Below are 20,075 nucleotides of genomic sequence, written 5' to 3'. Positions count from 1 at the left end.
ACGGGACCCGGGCCTCCCCTCATCCGGTCGCCTCCGTCACGCGGCTACCGGAACCTCGGGCGCCGTGCCGTTGGTGGCCGGCGACAGCGCCAGCTCGAGGACCTGGCGGACGTCGGTGACGGTGCGGACGTCGAGCTTGTCCAGCACCTCCTCCGGCACGTCGTCCAGGTCGGGCTCGTTGCGCTTGGGGATGATCACGGTCTTGATGCCCGCCCGGTGGGCGGCGAGCAGCTTCTGCTTCACCCCGCCGATGGGCAGCACCCGCCCGGTCAGCGAGACCTCGCCGGTCATCGCCACGTCGGTGCGGACCAGCCGGCCCGACAGCAGCGAGGCGAGGGCCGTGGTCATGGTGATGCCGGCGCTGGGGCCGTCCTTGGGGACCGCGCCCGCCGGGAAGTGGATGTGCACGCCCCGGTCCTTCAGGTCGCCCACGGGCAGCTCCAGCTCGGCGCCGTGGCTGCGCAGGAAGCTCAGCGCGATCTGCGCGGACTCCTTCATCACGTCGCCCAGCTGCCCGGTCAGCGTCAGCCCGGACGCGCCGGTCTCCGGGTCGGCCAGCGACGCCTCCACGTAGAGCACGTCGCCGCCGGCGCCGGTCACCGCGAGCCCGGTGGCGACACCGGGGACGGAGGTGCGGCGCTCGGCCGGGTCCTGGGCGGACTCGGGCACGTGGTGCGGGCGGCCGATCAGCGGACGCAGGTCGGCCTCGCTGATGGTGAACGGCAGCTCCCGCTCGCCCAGCTCGACCTGGGCGGCCACCTTGCGCAGCAGCCGTGCGATGGAGCGCTCCAGGTTGCGCACGCCGGCCTCGCGCGTGTACTCGCCGGCGAGCTTGCGCAGCGCGCCCTCCTCGATGGTGACCTCGTCCTGGGCGAGTCCCGCGCGCTCCAGCTGCCGCGGGAGCAGATGCTCGCGGGCGATGACGATCTTCTCGTCCTCGGTGTAGCCGTCCAGGCGGACGATCTCCATCCGGTCGGCCAGCGCCTCCGGGATGGCCTCCAGGACGTTGGCGGTGGCCAGGAAGACCACGTCGGACAGGTCGAGCTCGACCTCCAGGTAGTGGTCGCGGAAGGTGTGGTTCTGCGCCGGGTCGAGCACCTCGAGCAGGGCGGCTGCCGGGTCGCCCCGGAAGTCCGAGCCCACCTTGTCGATCTCGTCGAGCAGCACCACCGGGTTCATCGACCCGGCCTCCTTGATGGCCCGCACGATCCGGCCGGGCATCGCGCCCACATAGGTGCGCCGGTGTCCGCGGATCTCCGCCTCGTCGCGGACGCCGCCGAGGGCGACGCGCACGAACTTGCGGCCCATCGCGTGGGCGACGGACTCGCCGAGCGAGGTCTTGCCGACGCCGGGCGGCCCGACCAGGGCGAGCACGGCGCCGCCGCGCCGCCCGCCGACCACACCGAGGCCCCGCTCGGTACGCCGCTTGCGCACCGCCAGGTACTCGATGATCCGTTCCTTGACGTCCTCCAGGCCGGAGTGCTCGGCGTCCAGCACCTCCTGGGCGGCCCGGATGTCGTAGGAGTCCTCGGTGCGCTCGTTCCACGGCATCTCGAGGACGGTGTCGAGCCAGGTGCGGATCCAGGAGCCCTCGGGGGACTGGTCGGAGGCGCGCTCCAGCTTGTCGACCTCCTTGAGCGCGGCCTCGCGCACCTTCTCCGGCAGGTCGGCGGCCTCGACGCGGGCACGGTAGTCGTCGGACTCGTCGCCCTCCGCCTCGCCGTTGAGCTCGCGCAGCTCCTTGCGCACGGCTTCCAGCTGGCGGCGCAGCAGGAACTCGCGCTGCTGCTTGTCGACGCCCTCCTGGACGTCCTTGGCGATGGACTCGGCCACGTCCTGCTCGGCGAGGTGGTCGCGCAGCTGCTGAGTGGCCAGCTTCAGCCGGGCCACCGGGTCGGTGGTCTCCAGCAGCGCCACCTTCTGCTCGGTGGTCAGGAACGGCGAGTAGCCGGAGTTGTCGGCGAGCGTGGAGACGTCGTCGATCGCCTGGACCCGGTCGACCACCTGCCAGGCGCCGCGCTTGCGCAGCCAGGAGGTGGCGAGGGCCTTGTACTCCTTGACCAGCTCGATGACCTGGCCGGGCAGCGGGTCGGGCACATGCTCCTCGATCGGGGTGCCCTCCACCCACAGCGCCGCCCCGGGCCCGGTGGTGCCCGCGCCGATCCTGATGCGGGTCCGGGCGCGGATGAGGGCGCCGGGGTCGCCGTCGGCGAGCCTGCCGACCTGCTCGACGGTGCCCAGGACGCCGGTGCCGGCGTAGGTGCCGTCGATGCGGGGGACCAGGAGCACCTTCGGCTTGCCCGGCTCGTTCCGGGCTGCGGCCTGCGCAGCCTCCACAGCCGCGCGCACCTCGGAGTCGCTCAGGTCCAGCGGGACCACCATCCCGGGCAGCACGACCTCGTCGTCGAGCGGCAGCACGGGCAGGGCGAGCGGTGTGGACTCAGCAGCCATGATCGTCCCTTCGGCAGTCAAGTTGAGCTACACCGGCTCAATGCTCGTGAGCCCCAGAATGTTCCCCAAGGTTTGTTCGCTCACAGCGATCACCCGCGGGGAGGCGATCCCCTGGACGGGCGATCACCCGTACAGGGGAAAACGGTCGCCCCGGGAGGGATGCGGGGCCTGCCAAGATGAACGGATGTCCACCCCGTACGACATTCCCGATGCACCCGAAGTCCTGGACCGCCGCGAGGGCCCGTACGGCGAGGTCGTGCTGCGCAGGCACGGCGGCCTGCTGCAGATCATCGCCAACGGCTGCTTCCTGATGGACACCTCCGACGGCCGCTCGGAGCGGCGGCTGGTCGACGCCGCCCTGGCCGAACTGGACGCCGCCGACCGGCGCGCCGGGGACGAACCGCGCCCGGCTCCGCACATCCTGATCGGCGGGCTGGGCGTCGGCTTCTCGCTCGCACACGCCGCCGCGGACCACCGCTGGGGACGGATCACCGTGGTGGAGCGGGAGCCGGCGGTCATCGACTGGCACCGCACCGGCCCGCTGGGCGCGCTGAGCGCCGAGGCGCTCGCCGACCCGCGCACCGAGATCGTCGAGGCGGACCTGATCACGTACGTCAATGAGACATACGCCACATTCGACGCCCTGTGTCTCGACATCGACAACGGCCCCGACTGGACGGTCACCGAGGACAACCAGGGGCTCTACTCGCCGGCCGGACTGGCGGCCTGCGCACGGGCCTTGAGGCCGCGGGGCGTGCTCGCCGTGTGGTCGGCGCAGCCGTCCGCGGATTTCGAAGAAACCTTGTGGAATGCCGGGTTCCGTCAGGTGCGTACCGAAGAGATCCCCGTTGCCCGGGGCGTTCCGGACGTCGTGCACCTCGGCGTACGCCCTGGATAGCTAAGGCGCCGCGACTCCCCGTACGCTGCTGCACTGACGCAGATCATTCAAGCGTCAAGCGCAGTCCTGCGCTGATCACGGATCACCCCACGGATTCCGGAAAGCACACCTCAGGGGCGGGCGATGGAGCAGACACACACCTCCCACAACGGCACGGCGGCGACCACACCCGGCGCGCAGCGGCGGATCCTGGTGGTCGAGGACGACGCGACGATCGTGGACGCCATCGCGACCCGCCTGCGCGCCGAGGGATTCCTGGTGCAGACGGCGGGCGACGGCCCGTCCGCGGTGGACACCGCGGAGGCATGGCAGCCCGACCTGCTGATCCTCGACGTCATGCTGCCGGGCTTCGACGGCCTGGAGGTCTGCCGGCGGGTGCAGGCGCAGCGGCCGGTGCCGGTGCTGATGCTCACCGCGCGCGACGACGAGACCGACATGCTGGTGGGCCTCGGCGTCGGCGCCGACGACTACATGACCAAGCCGTTCTCCATGCGGGAGCTGGCGGCGCGCGTGCACGTACTGCTGCGCCGCATGGAGCGGGCCGCGCTGGCGGCCACCACGCCGCGCAGCGGCATCCTGCGCCTCGGCGAGCTGGAGATCGACCACGCACAGCGCCGGGTGCGCGTGCGCAGCGAGGACGTCCACCTGACGCCCACCGAGTTCGACCTCCTGGTCTGCCTGGCCAACACCCCGCGCGCGGTGCTCTCCCGCGAGCAGCTGCTGGCCGAGGTGTGGGACTGGGCGGACGCCTCCGGCACCCGCACCGTCGACAGCCACATCAAGGCGCTGCGCCGGAAGATCGGCGCCGAGCGCATCCGAACCGTGCACGGCGTGGGCTACGCCCTGGAGACGCCGACGCCATGAGCGACGGGCCGGCCGCGCGCAGAGGTGGCGGGGCGCCCAGGTCCTGGGCCGGGGTCAGCCCGTTCTCGATCAAGACCAAGCTGGCGGCCCTGGTGGTCGTCTCGGTGCTGATCACCACCGGTCTGTCCATGATCGCGGTGCACACCAAGACCGAGCTGCGGTTCATCATGGTCTTCTCCATGATCGCCACGCTGCTGATCACCCAGTTCGTGGCGCACTCGCTCACCGCGCCGCTGGACGACATGAACGCGGTGGCCCGCTCGATCTCGCAGGGCGACTACACCCGCCGCGTCCAGGTGAACCGCAAGGACGAGCTGGGCGACCTGGCGCAGACGATCAACGTCATGGCCGACGAGCTGGAGGCCCAGGACCGGCGCCGCAAGGAGCTCGTGGCCAATGTCTCGCACGAGCTGCGCACCCCGATCGCGGGCCTGCGCGCGGTGCTGGAGAACATCGTCGACGGGGTCACCGAGGCCGACCCGGAGACCATGCGCACGGCGCTGAAGCAGTCCGAACGCCTCGGCCGCCTGGTGGAGACCCTGCTGGACCTGTCCCGCCTGGACAACGGCGTGGTCCCGCTCAAGCAGCGGCGCTTCGAGGTGTGGCCGTACCTGTCGGGCGTGCTCAAGGAGGCCAACCTGGTCGCCTCCGCCCGCGCCGGCATCGCCAGCGGCTCGGGCAGCCACACCCGCACCGACGTCCATCTGCACCTCGACGTCTCGCCGCCGGAGCTCACCGCGCACGCCGACCCCGAGCGCATCCACCAGGTGGTCGCCAACCTCATCGACAACGCGGTCAAGCACAGCCCGCCGCACGGCCGGGTGACGGTGAAGGCGCGGCGCGGCCCGCAGCCGGAGTCGCTGGAGCTGGAGGTCCTCGACGAGGGGCCGGGCATCCCGCGCGCCGAGTGGCACCGCGTCTTCGAGCGCTTCAACCGCGGCAGCGTCAACCGGCCGCACGGCCCGGGCAGCGACGGCGGCACCGGTCTGGGCCTGGCGATCGCCCGCTGGGCCGTCGATCTGCACGGCGGCAAGATCGGCGTGGCCGAATCGGAGCGTGGTTGCCGAATCCTTGTCACTCTTCCGGGCAGCCCGCCTCAGTAAAGTTGACGTAAAGTTCGAACCGGAGCCTCAAGATCCACAGGCGTCCGCGCTGGCGGACACGTGTGATCAGCCACGGACCCGCGCGGCGCCGCGCGACGGGCCTCGGCCGACGCATCCCTGATACGGCCGGAAGAAGCAAAACCTCGCTTGTTTCCCGCCATTTCCCGCGCCGAAACACGCTGATCAATGTGACTTGCACGACGTTGAACGGGCCCGGCCTGACCTTCTCGCGCCTGGGGGCGTAGCCTTTATTTCCGCTGTCCATCACCTTGTGAAGCGGAAGAGGGCGGTTGCCGCCGTGTCGCCACAGTCCCCCAGTAACTCGAGCATCTCGACCGACACCGACCAAGCGGGCAAGAACCCCGCGGCCGCGTTCGGTGCGAACGAGTGGCTCGTCGACGAGATCTATCAGCAGTACCTCCAGGACCCGAACTCGGTGGACCGAGCCTGGTGGGACTTCTTCGCCGACTACAAGCCAGGGGCGCCCTCCGCCTCGGCTCCGGCGGGTACCGCGGCCACGGGGGCCGCGGGCACCTCCCCCACCGCTCAGCCCACCGCCAAGGCCCCCACCCAGGCCGCCCCGGCCAAGCCCGCCGCGCAGCAGGCGCCGGCCGCTCCGGCGCAGCCCGCCGCGAAGGCGGCCCCGGCCCAGGCTCCGGCGAAGGCCGCGGCCCCGGCCGCCAAGCCCGCCGCCGCCCAGCCGAAGGCTCAGGCGAAGGCCGACGGCGAGGCCGCGAGCGGCCAGGCCGACGGCGAGGCCGCGAGCGGCCCCGAGAAGGTGACCCTGCGCGGTCCGGCCGCCGCGGTGGCCAAGAACATGGACGCCTCCCTGGAGCTGCCGACGGCCACCTCGGTGCGCGCCGTTCCGGTGAAGCTGCTGTTCGACAACCGGATCGTCATCAACAACCACCTCAAGCGGGCCCGGGGCGGGAAGATCTCCTTCACGCACATCATCGGCTACGCCATGGTCCAGGCGATCAAGGCGATGCCGTCGATGAACTGGTCCTACGCGAAGGTGGACGGCAAGCCCACCCTGGTCAAGCCGGAGCACATCAACCTCGGCCTCGCCATCGACCTGGTCAAGCCCAACGGCGACCGCCAGCTGGTCGTCGCGGCGATCAAGAAGGCCGAGACCATGAACTTCTTCGAGTTCTGGCAGGCCTACGAGGACATCGTCCGTCGTGCTCGCGACAACAAGCTGACGATGGACGACTTCACCGGCGTGACGGTCTCCCTGACCAACCCCGGTGGCCTGGGCACCGTCCACTCGGTGCCGCGCCTGATGCCCGGCCAGTCGCTGATCATGGGCGTCGGCTCCATGGACTACCCGGCGGAGTTCCAGGGCACCAGCCAGGACACCCTGAACAAGCTCGGCATCTCGAAGGTCATGACGCTCACGTCGACCTACGACCACCGGGTGATCCAGGGCGCCGCCTCCGGCGAGTTCCTGCGCCAGGTCGCCAACCTGCTGCTGGGCGAGAACAACTTCTACGACGACATCTTCGAGGCGCTGCGCATCCCCTACGAGCCGGTCCGCTGGCTCAAGGACATCGACGCCAGCCACGACGACGACGTCACCAAGGCCGCCCGGGTCTTCGACCTGATCCACGCCTACCGGGTCCGCGGCCATGTCATGGCCGACACCGACCCGCTGGAGTACAAGCAGCGCAAGCACCCCGACCTCGACATCGTCGAGCACGGGCTGACGCTGTGGGACCTGGAGCGCGATTTCGCCGTCGGCGGCTTCGCCGGCAAGTCGATGATGAAGCTGCGCGACATCCTCGGCGTGCTCCGCGACTCGTACTGCCGCACCACCGGCATCGAGTTCATGCACATCCAGGACCCCAAGCAGCGCAAGTGGATCCAGGACCGGGTGGAGCGCCCGCACACCAAGCCGGAGCGCGAGGAGCAGCTGCGCATCCTGCGCCGCCTGAACGCCGCCGAGGCCTTCGAGACGTTCCTGCAGACCAAGTACGTCGGCCAGAAGCGCTTCTCGCTGGAGGGCGGCGAGTCGGTCATCCCGCTGCTCGACGCGGTGCTGGACTCGGCCGCCGAGTCCCGCCTGGACGAGGTCGTCATCGGCATGGCCCACCGCGGCCGGCTGAACGTCCTCGCCAACATCGTCGGCAAGTCCTACGCGCAGATCTTCCGCGAGTTCGAGGGCAACCTCGACCCGAAGTCGATGCACGGCTCCGGCGACGTGAAGTACCACCTGGGCGCCGAGGGCACCTTCACCGGCCTGGACGGCGAGCAGATCAAGGTCTCGCTGGTCGCCAACCCCTCCCACCTGGAGGCGGTCGACCCGGTCCTGGAGGGCGTCGCCCGCGCCAAGCAGGACATCATCGGCAAGGGCGGCACGGACTTCACCGTGCTCCCGGTGGCGATCCACGGCGACGCGGCCTTCGCGGGTCAGGGCGTCGTGGCCGAGACCCTGAACATGTCGCAGCTGCGCGGCTACCGCACCGGCGGCACGGTCCACATCGTCATCAACAACCAGGTCGGCTTCACCGCCGCCCCGGAGTCGTCCCGCTCGTCGATGTACGCGACCGACGTGGCGCGGATGATCGAGGCCCCGATCTTCCACGTCAACGGCGACGACCCCGAGGCCTGCGTCCGCGTCGCCCGGCTGGCCTTCGAGTTCCGCCAGGCGTTCAACAAGGACGTGGTCATCGACCTCATCTGCTACCGCCGCCGCGGTCACAACGAGTCGGACAACCCGGCCTTCACCCAGCCGCTGATGTACGACCTGATCGACAAGAAGCGCTCGGTGCGCAAGCTGTACACCGAGTCCCTGATCGGTCGCGGCGACATCACCCTGGAGGAGGCCGAGCAGGCGCTGCAGGACTACCAGGGCCAGCTGGAGAAGGTCTTCACCGAGGTCCGCGAGGCCACCTCGCAGCCGGCGTCGGTGGAGCCGTCCGAACCGCAGGCGGAGTTCCCGGTCGCCGTGAACACCGCGGTGACCACCGAGGTCGTCAAGCGGATCGCCGAGTCCCAGGTCAACATCCCCGACCACATCACGGTCCACCCGCGCCTGCTGCCGCAGCTGCAGCGCCGGGCCACCATGGTCGAGGACGGCACCATCGACTGGGGCATGGGCGAGACCCTCGCCTTCGGCTCCCTGCTGCTGGAGGGCGTGCCGGTCCGCCTCGCGGGCCAGGACTCCCAGCGCGGCACCTTCGGCCAGCGCCACGCGGTGATCATCGACCGCAACACCGGCGAGGAGTACACGCCGCTGCAGTACCTCTCCGAGGACCAGGCGCGGCTGAACGTCTACAACTCCCTGCTGTCCGAGTACGCGGCGATGGGCTTCGAGTACGGCTACTCGCTGGCCCGCCCCGACGCGCTCGTGCTGTGGGAGGCGCAGTTCGGTGACTTCGCCAACGGCGCCCAGACGGTCGTGGACGAGTTCATCTCCTCGGCCGAGCAGAAGTGGGCCCAGACCTCCGGTGTGGTCCTGCTCCTGCCGCACGGCTACGAGGGCCAGGGCCCGGACCACTCCTCGGCCCGCCCGGAGCGGTTCCTGCAGCTGTGCGCCCAGAACAACATGACGGTCGCCATGCCGACCTCGCCGGCGAACTACTTCCACCTCCTGCGGTGGCAGGTGCACAACCCGCACCACAAGCCGCTGATCGTCTTCACCCCGAAGTCGATGCTGCGCCTGAAGGCCGCCGCGTCGAAGGCGGAGGAGTTCACCTCCGGGCAGTTCCAGCCGGTCATCGGCGACAGCTCGGTCGACCCGGCCGCGGTCAAGAAGGTCGTCTTCTGCGCCGGCAAGGTCTACTACGACCTGGACGCCGAGCGTCAGAAGCGCGGCGCGACGGACACCGCGATCATCCGCATCGAGCGCCTGTACCCGCTGCCGGGTGCCGAGCTCCAGGCGGAGATCAAGAAGTACCCGAACGCCGAGAAGTACCTGTGGGCCCAGGAGGAGCCGGCGAACCAGGGTGCCTGGCCGTTCATCGCGCTCAACCTGATCGACCACCTGGACCTGGCGGTCGGCGCCGACCTCCCGCCCGCCGAGCGGCTGCGCCGCATCTCGCGGCCGCACAGCTCGTCGCCGGCGGTGGGCTCCGCCAAGCGCCACCAGGCCGAGCAGGAGCAGCTGGTCCGCGAGGTCTTCGAGGCCTGAGCCGTCACCTCACGGTCCCGCGCCCCGCGGGGTTCTTCCGGGCCGCATCCCCTGCTCAGGGGGTGCGGCCCGCCCCTTTGCGGCCACTTATCCTGGACGGCATGTACTTCACCGACCGTGGCATCGAGGAACTGGAGAAGCGGCGCGGCGAGGAGGAGATCACCTTCGAGTGGCTCGCCGAGCAGCTGCGTACCTTTGTGGATCTGAACCCCGACTTCGAGGTGCCGGTCGAGCGTCTGGCGACCTGGCTGGCCCGGCTGGACGACGAGGACGACGAGTAGGTCTGCCGAGGCCTGCCGCAGGTCTTCGCCACCGGTTGGCGCCAGGCTGCTGGCGCCCGCCGCCGGTCTGCTTCAGACCCCGGCCGCCGGTCCGGGGCCGGCTGCCCTGCCCGCAGCCCCGCCCTTCTCCGGGCGCCCTCCTCCGGGCGCCCTTCTCCGGGCGTCCTCCTGTCCTCCTGTCCTCCTGTCCCTCCGTCAACGAGCGTCACCCACCCTCCACCCCCACGAGTGCCTTGACTTTCCCTCCCCGCGATATATCGTGAATCACGTAATACGCGATATGGCGCGTGTCTAGGAGGTCCCACCATGCCCGAGTGGTCCGTCACGGAGCCCACGAAGCTCACCTTCGACGAGCCCGTGACCGAACTCCATGTGCGCATCGTCAACGGCACGGTGAACGTCGTGGGCACGGAGGAGAGTTCCGCGCGCCTCGAAGTCTCGGAGGTGGAGGGGCCGCCCCTGATCGTCACCCAGAAGGGCGGCACGCTCAGCGTGGCCTACGAGGACCTGCCCTGGAAGGGCTTCCTCAAGTGGCTGGACCGCAAGGGCTGGCGCCGCACCGCCGTCGTCTCCCTCGCCGTCCCGGCGGCCACGCGCGTCGAGGTGGGCGTGGTCGGCGCGTCCGCGGTCGTCTCCGGCCTGCGGGGCCCCTCCGTGGTCAAGGGCGTCACCGGCGACACCACCCTGGTCGCCCTCTCCGGCCCGGTCCGCGCGGACACGGTGTCCGGCAATCTGGAGGCCCAGTCGGTCACCGGCGACCTCCGCTTCAACTCGGTCTCCGGCGACCTCACCGTGGTCGACGGCTCCGGCTCCTCGGTCAGGGCCGACTCGGTCAGCGGCTCGATGATCGTCGACCTCGACCCCGACGGCCCCACGGACGTCCGGCTGACCAGTGTCTCCGGTGAGATAGCGATCCGCCTGCCCTACCCGGCCGACGCGGAGGTCGAGGCCAACACGGCCAGCGGCGCCATCTCCAACGCCTTCGACGACCTCCGGGTGCACGGCCAGTGGGGCGCCCACAAGATCACCGGCCGGCTGGGCGCCGGCACCGGCAAGCTGCGGGCCACCACCGTCTCCGGCTCCATCGCCCTGCTGCGCAGGCCACCGCGCGAGGACGAGCCGTGGGACGCTCCCCCCACCGGCACCACGGACACCCCGGCCGACGGCCCGACCGACAAGAAGGTGCTCTGACATGCCCCCCGTCTTCGCCCACGGACGCCTCCGCCTCTACCTGCTCAAGCTGCTGGACGAGGCCCCGCGCCACGGCTACGAGGTGATCCGCCTCCTGGAGGAGCGCTTCCAGGGCCTGTACGCCCCCTCCGCGGGCACCGTCTACCCCCGGCTGGCCAAGCTGGAGGCGGAGGGCCTGGTCACCCACACCATGGAGGGCGGCCGCAAGGTGTACTCCATCACCGACGCCGGCCGCGCCGAGCTGGCCGGCCGCAGCGGCGAACTGGCCGACCTGGAGATGGAGATCCGCGAGTCGGTCGCCGAGCTGGCCGCCGAGATCAAGGCGGACGTCCGCGGGGCGGCGGGCGACCTGCGCCGCGAGATGCGCGCCGCGGCCAGCAAGGCCCGCACCACCGGCACGCACGCCGACGACGACTTCTTCTCCGGCGACTTCACCGGCCTCACCGACCGCGAGGCCTGGCGCGCCGCCAAGGAGGAGATGCGCCGCGCCAAGCAGGAGTGGAAGGAGCAGGCCCGCCGCGCCAAGGACGAGAGCCGCCGCTCCCGCGAGGAGGCCCAGCGCGCCCGCCGCCAGGCCAAGGAGGCCCAGGAGCGGGCGCGGGAGGAGGTGCAGCGCATCGCCCGGCGGGTCCAGGAGCATGTGCAGGACCACTTCGCCCGGGGCGACTGGCCGACGGGCCTGCGCGAGGGGCTGAGCGAACTCATCAAGGAAGTGGGCGACTTCGGCAAGAACGGCTGGACCGCCAAGGACCCGGCGTCCGAGCCCGCCTACTCCCAGACCCCGGAGGACTTCCCCGCCGCCTATGTCCCCGAGTGGGCCCACGAGGGGGCGACGGACTCCACCGGCGACCCGGCCCGCGACCTGGACCGCCTGCTGGACCGCTTCCGCGACGACATCCGCGACGCGGCCCGCGACCACGGCGTCACCGAGGAGCAGCTCCGCGACGCACGCCGCCACCTGTCCACGGCCGCGGCCCACATCGCCGCCCTGCTCCACAAGGAGAAGACCGGCTGACGCCCGTCACCCCGCCTTGGCCTCGCCGCCCCCGTAGAGCACCCGGCTCACGGACTCATAGGTCACCCCGTGACCGGCGAGCACCTCGGCGGGGACACCGGGCCGGCTGGTGAGGGCGAGCAGGATGTGCTCGTCGCCGATACGCCGTTCCCGCTGGGCGAGGGCGATGCGCAGCGTCCGCTGCAGCACGTCCTTCGCCCCCTTCTCGAACGGCACATGCCCCCGCCTCCCCCACCGGCCCCCCGACAACGCACCGACCCCGTGCACGTCCTCCACCCGGGCCACGACCTCATCCACATCGATCCCCAACCCGGCCAGAGCTTCCCTCTCGGCCTGCGTCAGCCCACCCCGCCTGCGAACCTCCTCCAGCTCCTCCCGCACGGCGTCCTTCCACTCCCCGCCCCCGAGCGCGGCCAGCGCGAAGGAACCCCGGCTCCCCTCCCTCTCCAGCAGCCCCAGCAGCAGATGCTCGGGCGTCACCGACGCCGCCCCCACCGCCGCCGCCTGCGCGACCGCTCCCTTGACCACCGCACGGGCGTCCTTGGTGAACCGCTCGAACATCAATGCCTCCCGTACTTCTTGTGCACGGCCTGCCGGCTCACGCCGAGTTCATTGGCGATCTCCTGCCAGGACCACCCCTGATTGCGCGCACTGCGCACCTGCACGGCCTCCAGCTGCTCCAGCAGCCTCCGCAGCGCGGCGACGGCCCGCAGCCCGACCCTCGGATCCCGGTCCCCGGCCCGCTCGGCCAGATCGGTTGCTTCACTCACCCTGTCAACCTACGTTGACATACCGCCCTCGTCAACCCCAGTTGACACGAAAGCGGCCGGCCCGAACCCGGACCGGCCGCTGCACGCGCCGCCACTCAGCCGTTCGTCAACACGATCTTCCCGAACAGCTCCCCCGACGCCATCTTCTCGAACCCTTCCCGGGCCCGGTCCATCGGCAGCACTTCATCGATCACGGGCCGCACCCCCGTGGCCGCACAGAACGCGAGCAGATCCTCCAGCTCCTCCTTGGTCCCCATCGTGGACCCCACGACCTTCAGCTCCAGGAAGAAGATCCGCGTCAGCTCGGCGTGCGAGGGCCGGTCACCGCTCGTCGCCCCGGAGATCACCAGCGTGCCGCCCAGCTTCAGCGACTTCACCGAGTGCGACCAGGTGGCGGCACCCACGGTCTCGATCACCGCGTCCACCCGCTCCGGCAGCCGCGCCCCCGACTCCAGCGCCTCCACCGCGCCGAGCTCCAGCGCCCGCTTGCGCTTGGCCTCGTCCCGGCTGGTGGCGTACATCCTGAGCCCGGCTGCCTTGCCGAGCACGATGGCGGCGGTGGCGACCCCACCCCCCGCACCCTGCACCAGGACCGAATCACCGGGCCGCACACCGGCGTTGGTGAACAGCATCCGGTACGCGGTCAGCCAGGCGGTGGGCAGACAGGCGGCCTCCTCGAAGGACAGCTCCTTCGGCTTGGGCAGCAGATTCCACGTAGGTACGGAGACCTTCTCAGCAAACGTCCCCTGGTAGCGCTCGGTCAGAATGGACCGGGGCTCACGGGGCCCCACCCCGTGCCCCGTCTGTCCGATGACGGAATGGAGAACGACCTCGTTGCCGTCCTCGTCGACGCCGGCGGCGTCGCAGCCGAGGATCATCGGCAGCTTGTCCTCGGCGAGGCCCACGCCGCGCAGGGACCAGAGGTCGTGATGGTTGAGGGAGGCGGCTTTCACCGTGACGGTGCTCCAGCCGGGGCGGGCCTCGGGAGCCGGTCGCTCTCCCAACTCCAGACCGGAGAGCGGCTGGTCACGGTCGATTCGGGCAGCGTAGACAGCGAACATGAGGTCGACGATAGGTTCCCGCCCCCTCTTGAGGAACCAACGGGGCCTGTGACACACACCCTCTTGCACAACGCGTTCACGGTCCGGTCGCCGTTGCACAGACACCGGGCACCCGGCGTGGGTGTCGGCCGGGGGTGGGTAGCGCCAGCCCCGCTGAAGGGGTGCCTCCCCCACTCTCGGCTGCGCTCGAGCGGGGGCACCCCCATCGCCCACCCTCCCCCACGCTCGACTTCGCTCGAGCGGGGGGACCCCCATCGCCCCAGGCGGCACGACTGCCCGCAGTGACGGCAGGCACGCCGCCCGCAGCTAGGGAGGCGCGGCTGGCCGCAGCGAGGCGGGGAAGCCGCGCACGGCGGTCAGCGGGGCACCGGGGCTTGGGCGGCCGCAGACGCACGCGGCGGGGAGGGGTCGGGGTGGTGGTGTCCGCCCGCAGCGGCCGGCGCGTCCGCGCCAGTAGTCGAAAAGAGACCCATTTCGCGCCAGACCGAGGACGGATACCACCACCCCGGCCCCGACTCACCCACCCACCGTGGGCGCTACGCGCACCCCCACCGGAGCCGCAGTTGCGCCGCAGGCATGGCCACGCGAACCCCACCGAGCCGCGCCGCCGCTCACCCGGACGGGCGTACGTGCACGCACGTAAAAGGCTCGGCCCCGTCCCCACACCCGGGGACGGGGCCGACACCACGCAGTCGTACGAACCTCAGCGGCGCGCGACGCCCTCCGCACGCGCGGCCGCGGCCACCGCCGCCGTCACCGCCGGAGCGACCCGCTCGTCGAACGGAGACGGGATGACGTAGTCAGCAGCCAGATCGTCCCCGACCACCGACGCCAGCGCCTCCGCAGCCGCCAGCTTCATGCCCTCCGTGATCCGGGACGCCCGCACCTGCAGCGCCCCCGCGAAGATCCCCGGAAACGCCAGCACGTTGTTGATCTGGTTCGGGAAGTCCGACCGCCCCGTCGCGACAACCGCCGCGTACTTGTGCGCGACCTCCGGATGCACCTCCGGATTCGGATTGGCCATGGCGAAGACGAACGCACCCTCCGCCATCGACGCCACCGCCGCCTCCGACACCGTCCCACCGGAGACGCCGATGAACACATCGGCCCCCTCCAGCGCGGCCTCCAGCGACCCCGAGAGCCCCGCCTTGTTCGTGAACGAGGCCACCTCCGCCTTGATCGGCGTCAGATCACCCCGGTCCCGCGACACGACACCCTTGCGGTCGGCCAGCGCCACATCCCCGATGCCGGCCTCGACCAGCATCTTCGCGATGGCGACCCCGGCCGCACCCGCACCGGAGATCACCGCCCGCAGCTCACTGAGCGCCCGCCCGCTGAGCCGCGCAGCGTTCCGCAGCGCCGCCAGCGTCACGACCGCCGTACCGTGCTGGTCGTCGTGGAAGACCGGGATGTCCAGCCGCTCCTGCAGCTTCCGCTCGACCTCGAAGCACCGCGGCGCCGAGATGTCCTCCAGGTTGATGCCCCCGAAGGACGGCGCCAGCCGCACCACGGTCTCGACGATCTCGTCCACGTCCGTGCAGCTCAGCGCGAGCGGAACCGCGTCCACCCCACCGAACTGCTTGAACAGGATCGCCTTGCCCTCCATCACCGGGAGGGACGCCTCGGCCCCGATGTCACCGAGGCCCAGTACGGCCGTGCCGTCCGTCACGACGGCGACCACCGACGACTTCCACGTGTAGTCATGGACGAGTTCCGGCTGCTCGGCGATCGCGCTGCACACCTTCGCGACGCCGGGCGTGTACGCCAGGGACAGGTCGTCCTTGTCACGGACCGGCACGGTGGCCTGCACAGCCATCTTGCCGCCGCGATGCAGCGCGAACGCCGGGTCGAAGGAGTCGAGGGACGTGAGGGGCTCTGCCCCGTCCTGCTCGCTCTCGCTCCCGGTCTCACTGTCGCTGCGAGGATTCACAATCTCCGCTGCCACTAGGTTTTACCCCTTAAGTGTTCATGGTTTGAGGGTTTAACCACTCCTGGTGAGAAGTGGGCGGGACCGCGCAGAGCCCGGTGGGTTGATGCGTACGGGCCAAACGCGACGGGCGCGCCGCACACGCGCCCTGAGCCCCGGATGAGGGGTGTAAAGAACCTTCATACCGGACCGACGCCGTCGGCGACGAGTCCATAACGCGAAGGTCACATGCCGAGGCCAGGACTCATCGCCCAATTTCAGGACAAGACCTGGACAAACACTCGGCAAGCGCTCACGCCCCGGCAAACGCGGCGGCCGGATCCTCGCCCAACCCCGTTCTGCCGGAGATCTTCCGGCCGAAACGAAAGTTTCCCGCAACCCATCCGGCCTGTTCACGGCCAGGTGGGGCGCATCATCGGCCACCCGTTATCCATTTTTGACATTGGCCACCCCCTGAATAGCGCAGTCCGAATGGCAAGATGCGGTAATCACACGAGGTCGCGACACTCGAAGGCGTGTGCTCTCGTCGACCTATGGCGCTGCTTTACTCCCTGGTAACAGCAGTCGCCGGCCCCATCGGCATCTCCACCCATCCGCCGGAGGAACCCACCATGACCGCAAGCACCACCCGTCGTACCACCGCCGCACGCTCGAGGATTGCAGCGGTCGGCGCGATCGCGGTCGCAGGCGCACTGCTTCTCACCGGCTGCGGTGACCAGACTGACAAGGGCAGCGACAGCGGCACTAAGGACTCGACGGGCTCCGCCGCCCCGCTCGCCGACAAGCTCCCGGCCGACATCCGCAAGGCGGGCGTCATCAAGGTCGGCTCCGACATCGCGTACCCGCCTGTCGAGTTCATGCAGGGCGGCAAGGCCGTCGGCATCGACCCCGACATCGCAGAGGCGCTGGGCAAGCAGCTCGGCGTGAAGTTCGACTTCCAGAACGGCAAGTTCGACCAGCTCATCGTGGGTCTGCAGTCCGGTCGCTTCAACGTGATCATGTCCGCGATGAACGACACCAAGGACCGCCAGAACGGTATCGACTCGGAGACCGGCAAGAAGGCCGGCGAGGGCATCGACTTCGTCGACTACTTCACCGCGGGCACCTCGATCCTCGTCCAGAAGGGCAACCCCAAGAACATCAAGTCCCTGGACGACCTGTGCGGTCAGGTGGTGGCGCTGCAGCGCGGCACCACCTCCGAGGGCATCGCCAAGGCCCAGAGCAAGAAGTGCACCGAGGACGGCAAGAAGGCCATCAAGCTCCAGACCTACGACACCGACCCCGAGGCGCTGCTCCGGCTGAAGCAGGGTGCGTCGGTCGCCGACCTCAACGACTTCCCGGTCGCCGCCTACAACGCCAAGACTTCGGGAGGCGGCAAGGACTTCGAGGTCGTCGGTGACCAGATCGAGGCCGGCCCGTACGGCATCGGTGTGAGCAAGAAGAACACCCAGCTGCGCGACGCGATCCAGGCTGCCGTGAACGCGATCATCAAGAACGGCGAGTACGAGAAGATCCTCGAGAAGTGGAACGTCACGGATGGCGCGGTGACGGAGGCGAAGATCAACGGCGGCTCCTGAGCCTCGGCACACTGAAGGGCAGTCACCGTGACTGACACGATCGACAAGACTCCGGCGGCGTCCGTGCCGCCGGAGCAGATCAAAGCGATCCCCGTGCGCCACTACGGCCGCTGGCTGGCCGGGGCAGTGGTCATCGCCGTCCTGGTACTGATCGGGATCGCCTTCTCGAATGCGAACATCAACTACGAGATCATCCCCGACTACCTGACGGACGGCACCATCCTGTCCGGCGCCTGGCACACGCTGTACATCTCCGTGCTGGCCATGGTGCTGGGCCTCGTCCTGGGCGTGATCCTCGCGGTCATGCGGATGTCGTCCAACCCGGTCACCAGCACGGTGGCCTGGTTCTACGTCTGGTTCTTCCGGGGCACTCCGGTCCTGGTCCAGCTTCTGATCTGGTACAACATCTCGCTCGTCTTCCCGGTCCTGAACCTGGGGTTCTACAAGGACGAGATGAACCAGGTCATGACGCCGTTCCTCGCGGCGTTGCTGGGTCTCGGCCTGAACGAGGCCGCCTACATGTCCGAGATCGTCCGCGCCGGCATCCAGTCCGTGGACGAGGGGCAGACCGAGGCATCGCACGCACTGGGCATGACCCGGGGCAAGACCCTTCGGCGTGTGATCCTGCCGCAGGCCATGCGGGTCATCGTGCCGCCGACAGGCAACGAGTACATCAACATGCTGAAGACGAGTTCGCTGGCCTACGCGGTGCAGTTCAATGAACTGATCAAGCGTTCCACGGACATCTCCAGCACCTCGCTCGCGGTCGTCGAGATGTACTTCGTGGCCTCGATCTGGTACCTGATCCTGACGAGCGTCTTCAGCGTCGGCCAGTACTACCTGGAGCGCCGCTACGCCCGTGGTTCGACGCGGAGCCTGCCGCCGACACCACTGCAGCGACTGAAGAAGAACCTCCGTCTGTTCGGTTCGTTCCGCCGTCCGGGGGAGGCCCGATGACCAGTTTCGGCAAAGACATCGCCAAGCCCACCGGCGGGCACCCGATGGTCAAGGCCGAAGGTGTTCACAAGTCCTTCGGTCTGGCCCACATCCTCAAGGGCATCGACCTCGAGGTGAATCCCCGGGAGGTCTTCTGCCTGATCGGCCCGTCCGGTTCCGGCAAGTCCACCTTCCTGAGGTGCATCAACCACCTGGAGAAGATCAGCGCCGGCCGCTTGTACGTGGACGGTGAGCTGGTCGGCTACCGCCAGAAGGGCGACAAGCTCTACGAGCTGAAGGAGAAGGAGGTCGCGGCGCAGCGACGGGACATCGGCATGGTGTTCCAGCGCTTCAACCTCTTCCCCCACATGACGGCGCTCGAGAACGTCATGGAGGCTCCTGTCCAGGTCAAGCGCGAGGCCAAGGCCGTGGCCAGGGAGCGCGCGGAGCGGCTGCTGGACCGGGTGGGCCTGGGCGATCGCAAGAATCACTACCCTGCCCAGCTCTCCGGCGGTCAGCAGCAGCGGGTCGCCATCGCGAGAGCCTTGGCGATGGAGCCCAAGCTGATGCTGTTCGACGAGCCGACGTCCGCACTGGACCCGGAGCTCGTCGGCGAGGTCCTCGACGTCATGCGCGACCTCGCAGAGGACGGCATGACCATGATCGTGGTCACGCACGAGATGGGCTTCGCCCGCGAGGTCGGCGACAGCCTGGTCTTCATGGACGACGGTGTGGTGGTCGAGTCGGGCAACCCGCGCGACGTCCTGACCGACCCGCAGCACGAGCGCACCAAGGCGTTCCTGTCCAAGGTGCTGTGATCCACGGCGGGCACGGCAGCCGCGGTTGCCGTGGCCCGCTCGGACTGCAGGGCCTGCACGGCCTGCACGGTCGCTGAGCGCCACGCGAAGGGGCGGTACGGTCACCCGTACCGCCCCTTCGCGTTCCCCTCCCGGCCGCCGGCCCCGGCCTGCTTCAGGGCCAGCAGCAGCGTGTCCGCCGGCGAGCACCACACCGGCCGGACCTCGGCGAAGCCCTTCTCGCGCAGCACCTGTGCGTGCCAGGCCGGGGACGGCATGAAGCCGTCCGTGTGCTCGCCGTAGATCTCGAAGCGCCGGGCGGTCGGTCCGGCCAGCACCGGGTCCTTGGCGGCGAGCTGCCACCACTGGGCCCAGTCGAGCGCCCCGTCGCGCTTGGCCTGATCCATGCGGGCGTGGCGCTGCACGCGCTCGGCCGCGTTGATCCGGGGCGTGGTCTCGTCGATCATGTGGTCCGCGTTCATGAAGACACCGCCGTCGCGGACCAGTCCCGCGATCCGGCCGTAGAGATCCGCGAGGGGTTCCCGGTGCAGCCAGTGCAGGGCCGTCGCGGTCAGTACGGCGTCGTAGGAGGCGTGGGGCAGCCTCGAGACCCAGTCGGGGTCCTTGAGGTCGGCGGTGACGAGGGCGACCCGCTCGTCACCCGCGAAAGTGCCCTCGGCGATGGCGAGCAGCGCCGGGTCCAGGTCGACCCCGGTGCTGGTGGCGTCCGGGAACCGGGCGAGCAGCCGGGCGGTGATGCTGCCGGTGCCACAGGCCAGGTCGAGCACCCGCGGTGCGGTGCCGACCAGCGCCTCGACCATGTCGAGCATGACGCGGAACCGTTCCTCCCGGTCGGGCAGGTACCACTCCTGCTGGCGGTCCCAGCTCTCCTGCCAGGCCCGCCAGTCGGTGCCGAAGGTGTCCGTGGTGCCACTGGTGTCCGTGGTGCCGGCCGCTCCGGTGTCCGTTCCCGTGCTCCTGTCGGTGTCCGTCATCGAGCCGCGCCCCCTCGCACCCGTCACGTAATACCCTGAAAGCACGATCGTCTGTTACCTGACCGCATGCACGACCA

The 20,075-nt window shown here is 69.9% G+C and carries 16 protein-coding genes; 10 read left to right on the top strand and 6 right to left on the bottom strand.

Annotated features, from left to right (window positions below; translation table 11 throughout):
• Positions 1-36 precede the first annotated feature (36 nt).
• Positions 37-2,451 (bottom strand): endopeptidase La, encoded by a 2,415-nt coding sequence (gene lon, locus ABD198_RS11450; RefSeq protein ID WP_344000009.1) that lies wholly within the window; start codon positions 2,449-2,451, stop codon positions 37-39.
• A gap of 184 nt (positions 2,452-2,635) precedes the next feature.
• On the opposite strand from lon, the gene ABD198_RS11445 reads away from it, so the two are divergent.
• From ABD198_RS11445 to ABD198_RS11415, 7 genes are all read left to right on the top strand, one after another.
• Complete coding sequence (locus ABD198_RS11445; protein ID WP_344000008.1) at positions 2,636-3,349, top strand: spermine/spermidine synthase domain-containing protein; 714 nt, start codon at positions 2,636-2,638, stop codon at positions 3,347-3,349.
• Between the two features lie 123 nt (positions 3,350-3,472).
• On the top strand, positions 3,473-4,213 hold the full coding sequence (locus tag ABD198_RS11440; RefSeq protein WP_167998418.1) for a response regulator transcription factor: 741 nt from the start codon (positions 3,473-3,475) through the stop codon (positions 4,211-4,213).
• A complete protein-coding gene (locus ABD198_RS11435) occupies positions 4,210-5,316 on the top strand; it encodes a HAMP domain-containing sensor histidine kinase (protein ID WP_344000006.1) in 1,107 nt (368 codons plus the stop codon). Before ABD198_RS11440 ends, ABD198_RS11435 begins: the two co-directional genes overlap by 4 nt.
• A gap of 298 nt (positions 5,317-5,614) precedes the next feature.
• Positions 5,615-9,448: a multifunctional oxoglutarate decarboxylase/oxoglutarate dehydrogenase thiamine pyrophosphate-binding subunit/dihydrolipoyllysine-residue succinyltransferase subunit gene (locus tag ABD198_RS11430; RefSeq protein WP_344000004.1), complete on the top strand. Its 3,834-nt coding sequence runs from the start codon at positions 5,615-5,617 to the stop codon at positions 9,446-9,448.
• A gap of 101 nt (positions 9,449-9,549) precedes the next feature.
• Positions 9,550-9,729 carry a DUF6104 family protein gene (locus ABD198_RS11425; RefSeq protein WP_028420339.1) on the top strand — a complete coding sequence of 60 codons (180 nt, stop codon included), beginning with the start codon at positions 9,550-9,552 and terminating at the stop codon, positions 9,727-9,729.
• 306 nt (positions 9,730-10,035) lie between these two features.
• A complete protein-coding gene (locus ABD198_RS11420) occupies positions 10,036-10,920 on the top strand; it encodes a DUF4097 family beta strand repeat-containing protein (protein WP_344000000.1) in 885 nt (294 codons plus the stop codon).
• A 1-nt stretch (position 10,921) separates the two neighbouring features.
• Positions 10,922-11,935 carry a PadR family transcriptional regulator gene (locus ABD198_RS11415; RefSeq protein ID WP_343999998.1) on the top strand — a complete coding sequence of 338 codons (1,014 nt, stop codon included), beginning with the start codon at positions 10,922-10,924 and terminating at the stop codon, positions 11,933-11,935.
• A gap of 6 nt (positions 11,936-11,941) precedes the next feature.
• Here ABD198_RS11415 and ABD198_RS11410 read toward each other — a convergent pair whose 3' ends face one another.
• From ABD198_RS11410 to ABD198_RS11395, 4 genes are all read right to left on the bottom strand, one after another.
• Complete coding sequence (locus ABD198_RS11410; protein ID WP_343999996.1) at positions 11,942-12,496, bottom strand: Clp protease N-terminal domain-containing protein; 555 nt, start codon at positions 12,494-12,496, stop codon at positions 11,942-11,944.
• Positions 12,496-12,705, bottom strand: coding sequence for an HTH domain-containing protein (locus tag ABD198_RS11405; RefSeq protein WP_167998412.1), 210 nt, complete (start codon positions 12,703-12,705; stop codon positions 12,496-12,498). The genes ABD198_RS11410 and ABD198_RS11405 overlap by 1 nt, the downstream gene beginning before the upstream one ends.
• 95 nt (positions 12,706-12,800) lie before the next feature.
• Positions 12,801-13,766: a zinc-binding dehydrogenase gene (locus tag ABD198_RS11400; RefSeq protein ID WP_343999993.1), complete on the bottom strand. Its 966-nt coding sequence runs from the start codon at positions 13,764-13,766 to the stop codon at positions 12,801-12,803.
• Positions 13,767-14,469: 703 nt separating this feature from the next.
• On the bottom strand, positions 14,470-15,711 hold the full coding sequence (locus ABD198_RS11395; protein WP_343999991.1) for an NAD(P)-dependent malic enzyme: 1,242 nt from the start codon (positions 15,709-15,711) through the stop codon (positions 14,470-14,472).
• Positions 15,712-16,304: 593 nt separating this feature from the next.
• On the opposite strand from ABD198_RS11395, the gene ABD198_RS11390 reads away from it, so the two are divergent.
• The 3 genes from ABD198_RS11390 to ABD198_RS11380 are packed head-to-tail and all read left to right on the top strand — an operon-like array spanning position 16,305 to position 19,024.
• Positions 16,305-17,270 carry an ABC transporter substrate-binding protein gene (locus tag ABD198_RS11390; protein ID WP_343999989.1) on the top strand — a complete coding sequence of 322 codons (966 nt, stop codon included), beginning with the start codon at positions 16,305-16,307 and terminating at the stop codon, positions 17,268-17,270.
• A 27-nt stretch (positions 17,271-17,297) separates the two neighbouring features.
• Complete coding sequence (locus ABD198_RS11385) at positions 17,298-18,227, top strand: amino acid ABC transporter permease (protein ID WP_343999987.1); 930 nt, start codon at positions 17,298-17,300, stop codon at positions 18,225-18,227.
• A complete protein-coding gene (locus ABD198_RS11380) occupies positions 18,224-19,024 on the top strand; it encodes an amino acid ABC transporter ATP-binding protein (protein ID WP_343999985.1) in 801 nt (266 codons plus the stop codon). Before ABD198_RS11385 ends, ABD198_RS11380 begins: the two co-directional genes overlap by 4 nt.
• 101 nt (positions 19,025-19,125) lie before the next feature.
• Here the strand turns inward: ABD198_RS11380 and ABD198_RS11375 are convergent, their stop codons facing one another.
• Positions 19,126-19,998: a class I SAM-dependent methyltransferase gene (locus ABD198_RS11375; RefSeq protein ID WP_343999983.1), complete on the bottom strand. Its 873-nt coding sequence runs from the start codon at positions 19,996-19,998 to the stop codon at positions 19,126-19,128.
• Positions 19,999-20,075 lie beyond the last annotated feature (77 nt).

Origin of the sequence: Streptomyces thermocarboxydovorans, from assembly GCF_039524635.1 — a bacterium.
GTDB lineage: Bacteria > Actinomycetota > Actinomycetes > Streptomycetales > Streptomycetaceae > Streptomyces > Streptomyces thermocarboxydovorans.
This window is presented reverse-complemented; position numbering and strand designations above follow the sequence as displayed.